11 protein-coding genes are annotated in these 13,001 nt (G+C 52.5%); 2 read left to right on the top strand and 9 right to left on the bottom strand.

Annotation, left to right across the window (positions count from 1 at the left end):
• Nucleotides 1-93 precede the first annotated feature (93 nt).
• Entirely contained in the window at nt 94-603 is a 510-nt protein-coding gene (locus tag AACH44_RS01670) for an RNA polymerase sigma factor (protein ID WP_261846695.1), read from the top strand.
• Nucleotides 604-882: 279 nt separating this feature from the next.
• On the opposite strand, the gene AACH44_RS01665 is transcribed toward AACH44_RS01670, so the two are convergent.
• The 6 genes from AACH44_RS01665 to fkpA form a co-directional block, all read right to left on the bottom strand.
• The gene (locus AACH44_RS01665; RefSeq protein WP_261846696.1) at nt 883-1,728 is read right to left on the bottom strand and encodes a hypothetical protein; all 846 of its coding nucleotides are present in this window, start codon (nt 1,726-1,728) and stop codon (nt 883-885) included.
• A gap of 81 nt (nt 1,729-1,809) precedes the next feature.
• Nucleotides 1,810-2,679 carry a hypothetical protein gene (locus AACH44_RS01660; protein ID WP_261846697.1) on the bottom strand — a complete coding sequence of 290 codons (870 nt, stop codon included), beginning with the start codon at nt 2,677-2,679 and terminating at the stop codon, nt 1,810-1,812.
• 17 nt (nt 2,680-2,696) lie between these two features.
• Entirely contained in the window at nt 2,697-3,023 is a 327-nt protein-coding gene (trxA, locus tag AACH44_RS01655) for a thioredoxin (RefSeq protein ID WP_261846698.1), read from the bottom strand.
• Between the two features lie 53 nt (nt 3,024-3,076).
• Nucleotides 3,077-5,791, bottom strand: coding sequence for a M16 family metallopeptidase (locus AACH44_RS01650; protein WP_261846699.1), 2,715 nt, complete (start codon nt 5,789-5,791; stop codon nt 3,077-3,079).
• 127 nt (nt 5,792-5,918) lie between these two features.
• Nucleotides 5,919-8,459 (bottom strand): TonB-dependent siderophore receptor, encoded by a 2,541-nt coding sequence (locus AACH44_RS01645; RefSeq protein WP_261846700.1) that lies wholly within the window; start codon nt 8,457-8,459, stop codon nt 5,919-5,921.
• Between the two features lie 362 nt (nt 8,460-8,821).
• On the bottom strand, nt 8,822-9,640 hold the full coding sequence (gene fkpA, locus AACH44_RS01640) for an FKBP-type peptidyl-prolyl cis-trans isomerase (RefSeq protein ID WP_261846878.1): 819 nt from the start codon (nt 9,638-9,640) through the stop codon (nt 8,822-8,824).
• A 282-nt stretch (nt 9,641-9,922) separates the two neighbouring features.
• On the opposite strand from fkpA, the gene AACH44_RS01635 reads away from it, so the two are divergent.
• Nucleotides 9,923-10,141 carry a SlyX family protein gene (locus tag AACH44_RS01635; RefSeq protein WP_261846701.1) on the top strand — a complete coding sequence of 73 codons (219 nt, stop codon included), beginning with the start codon at nt 9,923-9,925 and terminating at the stop codon, nt 10,139-10,141.
• A gap of 91 nt (nt 10,142-10,232) precedes the next feature.
• Here AACH44_RS01635 and slyD read toward each other — a convergent pair whose 3' ends face one another.
• From slyD to kefB, 3 genes are all read right to left on the bottom strand, one after another.
• Nucleotides 10,233-10,811, bottom strand: coding sequence for a peptidylprolyl isomerase (slyD, locus tag AACH44_RS01630; RefSeq protein WP_261846702.1), 579 nt, complete (start codon nt 10,809-10,811; stop codon nt 10,233-10,235).
• A 120-nt stretch (nt 10,812-10,931) separates the two neighbouring features.
• Entirely contained in the window at nt 10,932-11,126 is a 195-nt protein-coding gene (locus tag AACH44_RS01625) for a YheV family putative zinc ribbon protein (RefSeq protein WP_261846703.1), read from the bottom strand.
• Nucleotides 11,127-11,188: 62 nt separating this feature from the next.
• Nucleotides 11,189-13,000: a glutathione-regulated potassium-efflux system protein KefB gene (gene kefB, locus AACH44_RS01620; protein ID WP_010297021.1), complete on the bottom strand. Its 1,812-nt coding sequence runs from the start codon at nt 12,998-13,000 to the stop codon at nt 11,189-11,191.
• Nucleotide 13,001 lies beyond the last annotated feature (1 nt).

Below are 13,001 nucleotides of genomic sequence, written 5' to 3'. Positions count from 1 at the left end.
TAACTTAAACCTGTTTATATTAATGCGATGTTTTGTAAATTTTGACGCACCCGTCAATTTTTTATATGTCACCATTTCCGGGAGTGTACAGACGTGCTAGCCAGCAATAACGTTGTTGATGTCTTTGTTGATATACACTCGATGCTACAAAGGATTGTGGCTTATCGCACGGGTTCAAAACACGTCGCACAAGATTTAACGCAGGAGATGTATTTTCGTGTATTGGGTCTGACGAATACGTTTCCAACCTATGATGATGCGCGTAATTATTTGATACGAATTGCGTTGAATGCGGCTACCGATCATGTGCGCACCGAACAACGACATACTCAATTGTTGGGTGGGGCAATTCAGTTGTTCGAAAATTATGAACCATCTCCCGAAGAAGGGTTATACGTCAAACAACAGATTATCGAGATTGACAATGCGCTGGCCGATTTACCGCAAAAATGCCGGGACGTACTCTACCTAAGTCGTATTGAAGGAATGACACATGAAGAAATTGCCGAGAAACTGGGAGTTTCCCGCAGCTTGGTAGAAAAATATGCCATTCGCGCCCTATTGCATTGCCGAGAACACCTGAAAGCAAAGCGAGAAGAATAACCGCACCCAGTAACAAATTCATTATCGAACATACTCAATCGTATGATTGTATCGATGCCCATTAGCGATAACTCGGTAGGGCAGTAACCTCATACGCATAAAAGCCATCCCTCCACCTATCGCAAACGAGCCACTACGGTTTATCCAAAAGACACTCGCGGTTCACGCCCATTATCGGCCAGCAGACGCCATGGCTTTTTCCACTTTCTCCACCGTCTCACCAATCCAGCTAACAACCTGTTTCATCACGCTGAATCGGTGAATGGGACGGTACCCCCATCAGGCTCCAGCCTGAGAAAGCAGCGTAATTAACTGGTTACGAACATGCTGAGCGAGCTGTTTGGTATGCTGCTCGCGCTTAACTTCCGGAGCATCGGCCTGCCACTGCGCATACAGCTCCTTAAAGGTAGCCTCGTCATAACATACGCCGCCTATCTCGTTTTGTTCTTCATCCGTCTGTTCTACCTCATCCGGGGCTTCGTCGATCCACCCCTCCACTCGGGAAAAGTGGATGTCATGTACCGATTGCCAGGCAGCAAGACCATCGACCAGCAGCGTAAGCGAACTGCCCGCAGGCCAGGCCAGTGCGCTGACCAAAGCACAAAGCACCTTAGCCAGATCGTTCTCCGTGCTCAGTCTGATGCTCTCCGCCTGTTCACGCAGACTTCGCCACCGTTGTTCGGGCGGCGTATCGCCAACTGCCAGCGTCTTGTACAACTCGACGAGCGTTTGCAACAATGCATCGACCTCCCCCCCTGCGGCAAACGTCGCAACCCCATATTCATCATCCTCGAGCAGCCACAGCACGAAAGCGGCTTCTATCGCCCGCAGATCGCTACCGGGCTCGATACTGCGTAACCAGTCCAATACGAATTCGTCCCGGTCCGTCGATTCACCCGAAAGGGATAACCCATCGTAAAGCCATGTCAGCGCCGTGGACGTCCCCACCAGCGAGTGGTACAACTCGACGCCGCCTTCTACCGTACAGCCGCTCGGGCTGCCGCGCGTGCCGTCCCAAGCGCCAGTCGGTGGAATGATGTGCCCTGCGACCTGATGCGCAAACAGACGTTCAAGTAGCGTTTTTTTAAGCTGATGACTGCCCTGAAATGCATTATGCGTTGTCATTCATTCCCCACTGATGATTGTTACACAACGATTGTTATACCTGATTAGCGCCCAAGCCTGACGGACATACCATATAGCCTCTCAGACTGCGGCCTGAGAGAGCAAATCAAGCAACTGGCGGCGAATAGCCTGGGCGAGCTGTTTAAGGTATTGCTCTCGCAGCGAAATAATGCGGCTGAGGTCTGGTGCGTCAGCCAACATCTGTGCATAGCGTTTGTCGTACACCCCATTGTCATAGGTGTTATCACCGATTTTGCTTTGTTCTTCAGCGGCCTGTTCGATCGCCTCCAGACGCTTATCACATTCTTCGTTCCAACCTTCCGATTGGGTAAACTGGATATCATGCGCCCATATCCAGGCGTCTAAACCATCGGTCAACGCGGTAAACGAACTGCCCGCAGGCCATGCCAGTACTTCGATTAGAGAACAAAGCGCACGGTTCCGATCGTCTTCGGCACGATCGGTGGCCGCGACGGCATTCTCACGAAAATCCCGCCATTGTTGCTCTGGCGGCGTCTCGCCAGCGGCCAATCTCTTATGCAATTCGGCCAGCGTTTGCAACAACGTATCGATCTCCGCCCCAGCGCCAAAGGCGCCGGCGCCATATTCGTCATCCGTGAGCAGCCACAGAACAAAAGAAGTTTCCACCGGATGCAGATCGCTGCCCGGTTCGATACTACGTAACCAGTCAAGCACGAAGTCATCCCGGTCAGTGGGATCGCCGGTCATGAACAGCCAGTCGTAAAGCCATACCAACGCTTTGGATATCCCGACCTGCGTCTGATACAGCTCGATATCACCTTGCACCGTGCAGCCGCTGGGGCTGCCTTGAGTACCATCCCAGACGCCCAATTCTTCGATAAGGTGCCCCGCAGCCTGATGCGCTTGCAAACGTTCGAGCAGCGCCTGCTTAAGTGAGTCGCTGCCCTGAAATGCCTTTTGCGTTGTCATTCTCACATCCTTATCCATTACAAATTCTTGTCCAATAGCAGGCTCAGTCGGGTCTTATTCAGTCCGCCCACATTCCGTGCAACTTCAACGCCGTCTTTGAATACGATCAGCGTCGGTACACCGCGTACGCTGAAACGCTCGCTGGCAGCAGGGTTGGCCTCCACATCAAGCTTGGCAACCATCACGCGGCTCTGGTACTGAACAGCCAACTCCTCGATCATCGGTGCATAAGCAAGACAGGGGCCGCACCAGGGCGCCCAGAAATCAACCAGAATAGTACCGCTGCCCGCCTTAAGGTGAGTTTCCAGATCGTCATGGCTCAGGTTTACAACAAACTGACTCATCGTCTTTTCTCCAGCCGAATGTCGCCACTCGGCTATCATGTGTAGTAGATAATTTACTGATCGAGGGGATCAAACAGATCGTCGCCCGCATCAACGATCTGCGTATATTCACCCAACCCTTCGAGTTGCTCACGGATGACCGACAAATTGCCCGCCACCACCCAGGTCATACGCTCCGGGTGGATCACCTTAGCGGCAATCTCGGCGAGATCGCCGCGACTCAGGTTCTCGATCCGTTCGGCATAGCGATCCCAATGATCGTCCGACCAGCCATGGCGCAACAGTTGGCCGACACGGCTACCCAACTGGTTCAGGCTTTCGGTCATGCCCGCCATACGCAGCAGGTGTCTGGACTTCGCGCGAGTCAGTTCCTCATCGGTAACAGGACGGTCACTAAGCACCTCACGCAGTTCCTGACGTATTTGTTCGATAGCGTTTGCGGTGCAATCGGCCTGTACCGCGACACTGACGCCGTGCAATCGCGGCCCATGAGTATTCGACAGAATGCCGCGAACGCCGTAAGTCCAGTGTTTCTCTTCGCGTAGATTCATGTTAATGCGCGAACCAAAACCATGGCTGACGATTTCATTAAGCAGATTGAACGCCGCCTCATTCGCCCAACCGGGTCCAGGCACCAGAGAAGCGGCGGTAATATGACTTTGCTCGGCTCCCGGCATATCGATAACGAAAAACCGGTGCTGCCCGACGGATGGAATATTGTCGATGACGCTGACGTTCCCTTCCCCCGGTTCCCAACCGCGAAAGCGTTGTTCCAGCAACGGTAATATCTCATCCAGACTCACATCCCCAACGATCAGCAGTGTCGCTAAATCGGGTCGTAACCATTGCCGCTGCCAGGCTATTGCCTGTTCAAATGTAAGCTGCGCCAGGCTACGGCGCGTTCCTCCTCCCTCGGAAGGGGAAGCATAAGGGTGGTTACGTGGATACAACAGCCCAGGCAATACGCGAGCAATAATGCTCTCACCGCTGGCACATTCTGCGTCGATATACTCTGTTTGTTGGCTGCGCGCATGCTCAAATCCCTGTTCAGTCAAACATGGACGTAGAACGAGATCGGCGAACAAATCGAGTGCAGGCGTCAAGCGTGAGGTCAAGGTACGCAAGCTGATTACGCTGTTATCCTGTCCGCCCCCCACACCGATACTTGCCCCAAGCGACTGAATAGCCTCACTAAATGCAAACTTGTCTCGTTCACCCGCTCCCGCTTCATTAAGCATCTGTCTTGTCAGTTGAGTCAGACCGAATGTTTGGGGGATGTCCAGCGCCGTACCTGCCTGGAATAGCAGGCCAAGCGATACCAGTGGATGACTACGTCGCTCCACCAGTACGACCTGCAAACCGTTGGTCAACGAAGCCCGCTGCAATGGCGGCAAACTGGACTGACGCGGAGCCCCGATATCTGGCAAACGGAGGCGTTCAACCCCCTGTGCGTTCGTTTTCTTTGCCGTAAATGGCTGCACGGTAAGGGTATAGCGATCTTCGTTGAGCCAGCGCTGCATCGCATCGCGTAAAGAATCGACGGAGGACCTATCCAGATTGTCTAGCGTGCGCTGAAAACCGTCGGGAGCACCGAGCTGAACATGGCTGGAAGAGAGCAATTCAGCAATAGCACCATTGGTTTCATGCTGGTTAATAAAGGCAGAAAACCATGATGTTTTAATACGTTGTAACTCATCCTCTTCCGGCCCTTGCTCGATCAATTTATAGAGTTCATCCGTGATATTCTGTTCGAGCACATCCAGCGACTGGCCGGGGCGGCCAACTGCGGTGATATTGAATTGGCTGGCAATCTGTCCGCGCTGAACCGAAGCGTAAACCGCAGTGGCTAATTGATCCTGATACACCGCACGGCGCACCAGTCGCGCCGACAGATCGCCTGCAAGCAGATCGGCAACCAGCATCAATTCATCCGTCTGCACATCGCCAATAGCAGGCAAATTCCAAATGAACTGGACGCAGCCTTGAGGTACACGGTCTTCATAAATCTCCCGCTTACCCGGCGTGATGGCGGGCGCCCAGACCGGTGGCCTAGCCAGCGGCGGGCCGGGAGGAATATCGCCAAAGTACGTTTCGATTTTTGCTCGCGCCGTGCTCACATCAATAGCGCCAGCCAACGTAATAACGGCATTGTTCGGCGTATAATAAGTACGGAACCAATCCTGCACGTCTTCCAGACTCGCCTGACGCAAATCGTCTGCATCGCCCAATACCGTATGGGCATAAGGGTGTCCAAGCGGATAGCAGGCTCGCGTCTGACGCTCGAACATTCCACCATAGGGGGCACCTTCCGTTTCGCTTTTTTCGTTAAGCACCACACCACGCTGCAAATCTAGCGCTTCCTGACTGATAGTCTCTAAAAAGTGCCCCATGCGGTCAGATTCCGCAAATAACAGATAGTCCAGCGCGCCAACGGGCACGGTTTCATAGTAGTTGGTACGATCATGACTAGTCGTACCATTAAGTTCTGTCGCGCCAACCTCCAGCAGATTGTTCATAAATGAACCGGGAAAGTGCTTGCTACCGGCAAACATCAGGTGTTCAAACAGGTGAGCAAAACCGGTTTTACCTGGCGTTTCATCCTTAGCACCGACGCGATACCAGATGTTGAAAGACACCAATGGCGTACTGTGATTCTCATAAACGTTAACCGTCAGACCGTTATCCAGTACAAAGGTGTGGAACGGAATATCCAGGCGATCCTGCGTCAGAGCAGAGGATTCGACACCTGTCGTGTTGGGCTGAGTCATAAAGCATTACCTTGCGAAGTACCTGATGAGATATCAGGACAAAAAAAATTGATGCGGCACCGCCGCGACGGAAGAAATATCAGGGAAAGCAGCCACCGTTCATGCACTTCCCTTACCCATGTATTCATCAGAAGTTACCTCGCAGGCTGAGCATGTAGTTGCGTGGTGCACCGTACCAGTTGCCGCTTTCTGAAGAACTGGTGGTGGTATAGTAGGTGCGGTCGAACAGGTTTTCGACATTCAGGGCAAGGTTCCAGTTATTGTTGATCTGATAACCAAGCCGAGCCGATACGGTGGCGTAGAATCCCTGGGTAAATTCATAGGGCGCGCTATCGCTACATGTGCCATCCTCGCCACGCGCCACGCAGCCAAAGCCGCTGTTATAACTTTTACTCTGGGCATTCACACCGACACCGACCTGAAGTCGGTCGAGGAATGGATTGCCGTGCAACTGCACGTTGTTCCACAGTTTGAATAAGTGCTTGGGCGTATAGGAGTTCAGCGGCAACTGTTCCGCGAAGCTGTTGGTATAGCCCCCTGTGCGTTTATTTTTGTTATAGGTATAGCCGAGCGTCGTTTCCCAACCGGGAAGCCATTGCCCGGAAACCTCCAGATCCAATCCCTTGCTCTTTTCCTGAAACCCATCAATGGTGCTACAGGTAAAGACCCCTCTCCCGTCCGGGCAATTAAGCGCATCGTATGTTGCGATGTCTTTACGTTGCGCACGATAGAGCGATAAAGAGGCATTGAGCGTACCGTCGGCGTTGGCGTATTTGACGCCCACTTCCTTATTATTGCCGGTCATGGGATCCAACTGTTTAAAATTGACATCCGTTAAATAAGATTGGTACTCGAACAGTTCGGTATAGCTGGCGTACAACGACCACCGATCGGTGAGATCGTAGCGCAACGCATGGTAGGGCAGCGCGAAACGGCTCTCTCTGGCGGTAATCGGAACGGTTGAAAAACTGCCATCAATATCGTCGGTCGCTGGCCCCTGCGAGTTTACGTTGTACCGGGTCCAGCGCGCTGCCGTGATGTAGTGCAAAGAGGGCAGGAAAGGTAACGGCACCAGATCAAGCTGTACCGAACTGACCCATTCGCGTAGATCATCGTGGCTGCGATTGAAATTCAGGTCTTCCGGCTCAGGGTAATCATTCGGGTTATACGGATTTTCGATATCAATGAAATCGTAATCATCATAGTTTCGAATGTTCGAAGTGCTCTTGCTGTAGCTGGTGGCGAGCACCACTTTCTGCGGCAGGCCAAATGCCTGGAATCCGCCCGACAGGCTCGCATCGCCAAGCCACTGGGTCGATTCAGACTGATCCTGGCTGCGTACAATCTGGTTAAAGGATGTTGTCCCCGGCTCTTCTACCGGTCCTTGTCGTTCACCCGATTTCGATGCGCTGCGCTGCTGCAAGCGGGTCACTTTGGCATTGAAAACCCACTCATCATCGAAACGATGTTCAAGCTGCGCGAATAGATCCTGGCTATCGAGCCGATAGCGACTCCACGGCAGAGCATAGCTGGTACTACGCGGCAGATGCGCGTCTCTGCCCGATTCATAGCGCGGCAATCCCCCGCTCCAGGGTAAAGCCCGCTGGCGGGTATAACTGCCGCCAAGGGTCAATAGCGTATCGGGCGTAATATCGGCTTCAAGCACGCCATAAAGCAGTTTTCGTTCATCATCGGCGGTATCATAGAAAAAATCTTTCTCCTGCCAGGTCGCCACCGCACGGCCACGCAACCAGCCTTCGTCGGTCAAAGGGCCGGTGACGTCCAGCGATGTCCGATAATTGTCCCAGGAGCCAGCCTGAGTCTCGATACTCACCTGACCGTGATCCAACGGGCGTTTACGCGTCAGGTTCACCACGCCGCCGGGTTTACTGGTGCCAATGCCGTTAAGACCGTCGGCGCCGCGCAGCACCTCGACGTGATCATACATGGAAAGATCCAACAGGGGCGTCACCCCACTGGAGCGGCTGAACTCCGTCAATGCAGGCAGTTTGATGGGAGCCCCACCATCCAACTGGACGGTCGTGATCTCCCAACCTCTTGAGTAAAATTTCTGGGTCAGTGAAGTATCCTGAACCACGGTCACGCCAGTGGCTTGTCGCAGCGCACCGTTGAAATCACTGATGTTCTGATCTTGCAACTGCTGCTGTGTGATTACCGAGACGGACTGCGGCGTTTCACGCAGCGATTGCGAAGTCTTAGAGCCGATACGCAACGCGCCGCTGGTATAGCTACCCGATCCTTCGGTAGCCGTTACGTCGGTGCTGCCGTTGACGCCGCCGACGACCTTACTGTTGACGCCATCCACTCGTACCGCACCCAGTACATTCGTTTGTTCGTCCGACTTGAACAAAGTAAAACTTGTCGCATTGTAAAAACGGTATCCCAATCCGCTTCCCGCCAGAATGCGTGATAGCGCCTCACGTGGCGAATAACGCCCACTCAGGCCGGATGTTACCTTCCCTTCCGTCAATTCGGCAGGAGACACCAGTTGTAATCCGCCGCTTTGCTCGCTGAATTGCAATAACGCATCGCTTAATGTTCCCGACGCGATCGAATAAACATGAGACTCATCCTGCTGGGCTGCATCTGATACGTGTACCGTATTTTGTTCCGCCGCCAATAAGGGGGGAATGGCCAAAACCGACACGCAAAACCCAGCGGTGGCAAAAAGGTTTTTTTGTCTGAAAAGTCGAGTTTTCTTTGCCGCTATAATCATGTTATCCCTCAGTAGTGTCGGCTTATGAGTGAATAACGAATGACGCATTATTTTTCCGCAATCAAATGAAAATAATATTGCCAACGGTCAGAGAAAAAATGGAAACGTCACCGTCAGGAGAACGGGCGCGAACCCTGGGGAAAATGCTTTTGGGAAGAAGTAACGATGAGTATGACAACTAAAAAAAACAGGCCGGCTTACCAAGCCGGCCTAACATTGGCTACCGATACCTTCTTATAATTCAAGATATTATACGAAAGCATCGGTTACCCCTATCATCAAAAATCTATGGGTTATTTAGCCGTTTTCTCTGCGGCTGCTGGTTTTTCAGCTTTCGCATCATCGGCTGCTTTCAGGTCAGCTTCAGATTTAATGTCCAACAGTTCAACGTCAAACACCAGCGTGGAGTTAGCCGGAATACCAGGCACGCCATTTTCGCCATAGGCTAGCGTCGGTGGGATAGCCAGCTTGATTTTGCCGCCTTTCTTCACGTGCTTCAGACCTTCAGTCCAGCCTGGGATCACGCCGTCCAGACGGAAAGAAAGCGGCTCACCACGTTTGTAAGAGTTGTCGAACTCGCTACCGTCAACCAGCGTACCTTTGTAGTTAACCACTACGGTATCACTGTCTTTCGGCGCGCTACCGCTACCTTCTTTCTCAACCTGATACAGAAGGCCAGATTCAGTTTTCTTCACACCTTTTTCTTTGGCGAAAGTTTCAAGATACTTGGTGCCTTTATCTGCGTTATCTTTCGCATCTTGCTTCATCTTAGTTTCAGCGGCGGCTTTTACTTTGCCTTCAAAACCTTGCAGAGTTTTCTCGATTTCTTCGTCAGTCAACTTGCTCTTGTCAGCAAACGCGTCTTGCACACCAGCAATCAGCTGTTCTTTATCCAGCTTGATACCTAATTTTTCTTGCTCTTTCAGAGAGTTATCCATATAACGCCCTAAAGATGCACCTAGCGCATAAGCTGCTGCCTGCTCATCGCTTTTGAATTTGGCTGCCGCAGCATTGTCAGATGCCTGCGCCTTATCTGCTGCTAAGACCTGACCTGCGTTCAGAGCCAGAGCCATCGTTGTTGCTAACAGCGTTACTTTAAACAGTGATTTCATCCATTTCTCCAGCATCTGGAGCAACGCGCTCCAGCCATCATTAAAATACATTCGCGCCTACTATAACTGTGTGGACGAAGACAACACAACGACGCACTCGACAATCCTTTGATAAAAAACGTCAGGAAGCTTTTCTGACATCATTTGTATCACCCTAAGGCAATCTGGCAACGATGTGCCCTATTTCGGATACTGCATTGCGCCCTACTGCGACCGTTTTTACTACCAGAAGTTTCCGCTTTCTGACAAACTCGCAGGTAACAAGAAGTAAGGGGAATACCAATGTCACCATCAGCACTCGAAGAACGGCTTGAACAGTTGGAAAGCCGACAGGCCTTTCAGGAATTAACCCTAGAAGAACTTAACCAAACGGTTATTCAACACGAGCGAGAAATTAGCCGTCTGCGTGAGCACGTCCGTTTACTCACCGATAGGCTACGCAATCAGCAAACGTCGCTCGTCGCCCCCCAGTCGGAAGAAACGCCGCCGCCGCATTACTGAACCTGACACAAAGGGGTTCACCACAGCCAGATATAAAAAAACCTCAGGTGATATTCATCGACCTGAGGTTTTTTTTATGCGCTGTAACTGATTAGTGGCAACCGCAGCCACCGTGGCCACCACAGCCGCCTTTACCGTGCTGGTGATCATGGTCATGATCGTGGTCATGGCCGCCACAGCAGCCGTCGCCGTGTTCATGATCGTGTTCACCATGAACGTGACCGTGCGCTAACTCTTCTTCCGTCGCTTCGCGAATGGCAATGACTTCAACATGGAAACTCAGGTTTTGCCCTGCCAGCATGTGGTTGCCGTCAACCACAACGTGATCGTCTTCAACTTCGGTGATTTCAACAGGAACGGGACCCTGATCGGTTTCAGCCAGAAAACGCATGCCAACCTGCAACTCGTCAACGCCCATAAAGACATCTTTCGGTACGCGCTGAACCAGATTTTCATCATAGTTGCCGTAAGCGTCGCTGGAACCAATGTTCACATCAAACGTTTCGCCCGCTTCACGACCTTCCAACGCAGTTTCCAGACCTGAAATCAGGGAACCGTGACCATGCAGATAGTCCAACGGCGCGCTCACCGGAGACTCATCAACCAACACACCGTCTTCTGTACGTACCTGATAGGCCAGGCTGACCACCAGATCTTTTGCTACTTTCATGATATCTCCTACCGTTGGAAATCAAATTGGCGCAAATTGTAGCTGAAAAATGTCCCTATGTACCGTCTGGAATCAAAAAACGTCAACGGTTGATGACAATGCCACCATGACACTCATCTCTTATTCCGGTCGGAAGATCCCGATAATATCGCTAGCCTGAGGAGCAACGACCGCCGCAGGCTCATCTGCCTGACTCTGGCGATACCCACACTTCACGCACACCACGACCTCGACGTCATCTTCTCGTCCAACCGCCAGCGTATCCTGAGCCTGACACGTCGGGCACACCGCCCCTGCAATAAAGCGTTTACGCATGATAGATCCAATCCTTCTCCGTTCCAGAACCCAGAACCTATACCAGTAGACATTATTGGTTCCTACTCGTCGTCTTCATCCCACACACTCGGCCGACGGCGCTCACGCAGCATTTCCCGCTGGAAAATATCCTCCAGCTCACGACGTGCTTCTTTCACACGGGAAATTTGTGCGACATCCCCCGTCAGTTGCGGCATCAGTTCACGCAGCATGCGCATATCCAGACGGCGAAAATGCTGTTGCGCACGCATCGCCTGATGGGGATGCATGCCCACCGTCACCAGCGTTTTACGACCTAGCTCCAGCGCACTGGAAAAGGTTTCGCGCGAGAAATGTTTCACGCCGGTTTGCAGCAGTTCATGGGCTTCAACACGACCACGCGCCCGTGCCAGAATCTCCAGATTTGGAAAATGCTGCTGGCACAGGTGTACAATCTCCATCGTATCTTCTGGCGCATTACAGGTGATCACAATGGAGCGCGCTTTATCCGCACCCGCCGAGCGCAGCAGTTCAAGCTCCGTGGCATCACCATAATAAACCTTATAACCATAGCTGCGCATCAGGCTCACGGCGCTGATATCACGCTCCAGAACGGTAATCCGCATTTTGTTCGCCATTAATAAGCGGCCAATCACCTGCCCGAAACGCCCGAAGCCCACCACGATCACCTGTGGTTCATCATCCTCGACATACGGTTTCTCATCCGGTACATCCTGCACGTTATAACGACGTACCAGAATGCGGTCGATCAACTGCATCAGCAGCGGCGTCGTCATCATTGATAGCGTCACCGTCACCAACAACAGCGGTAGTTGCTCACCTTTCAATACGTTGAATGAAGCGGCTGCGGAAAACAGCACGAAAGCGAACTCACCGCCCTGACTCAGCACCCCGGCAAACTGCAAGCGCTCGGAACGGCGCATACGATTAATCCGCGCAAGAAAATACAGTACAGCCGCTTTCACCGCCACCAGCACCAATACCGCAACCATAATCTTCACGATGTGGGTGTAGAGGATCCCGAGATTCAGCGCCATGCCTACAGAGATAAAGAACAGGCCAAGCAGCAAGCCTTTGAACGGCTCAATAGCGATTTCCAGTTCATGCCGATATTCGCTTTCCGCCAGCAGAATCCCGGCGATAAAGGTGCCTAACGCCATAGAAAGCCCTAATGCTTCCATAAACAGCGCAGAACCAAGCACCAGCAACAGCGCGGCGGCGGTGAAGACTTCGCGCACGCCGGATGCCGCAATAAAACGGAACAGCGGACGCACCAGATAGCGACCACCGATTAGCATGCCGAGAAACGCGGCGACCTTCAGGCCAATCCGCTCCCAATCGCCGAAATCACCCTGCACACCAGCCAGAATGGGGATCAGCGCCAGCGCAGGGATAACGGCCAAATCCTGAAACAGCAGAACGGAGAAACCTAATTGCCCGGATTCATTGCGGTTCATGCCCTTTTCGCGCATCAGTTGCAGCGCCATAGCGGTTGACGACATCGCCAATCCCACGCCACCAATCAGCGCGGACTGCCATGAAAAGTCAGTCAGATATAATGCCCCACCGAGAATCAGCGCACTCAAGCCAACCTGAGCCGCCCCCACACCAAAGATCGAACGGCGCAGCGTCCAGAGTTTGGACGGATTCAGTTCCAGACCGATGATGAACATCAGGAAAACGACACCCAGCTCCGAGAAATGCAGGATGGCTTCCACATCGCGAATAAAGCCAAGCCCCCACGGGCCAATGGCGATCCCAGCGATCAAATAGCCCAGTACAGCACCAATGCCTAATCGGGCAGCGATCGGTACAGCTACTACCGCCACAAACAAAAACAAGACTCCGGCGGTCAGTAGCGCGGAACTCTCCATA

Source organism: Pectobacterium araliae, from assembly GCF_037076465.1.
GTDB classification, from domain to species: Bacteria; Pseudomonadota; Gammaproteobacteria; order Enterobacterales; family Enterobacteriaceae; genus Pectobacterium; species Pectobacterium araliae.
This window is presented reverse-complemented; position numbering and strand designations above follow the sequence as displayed.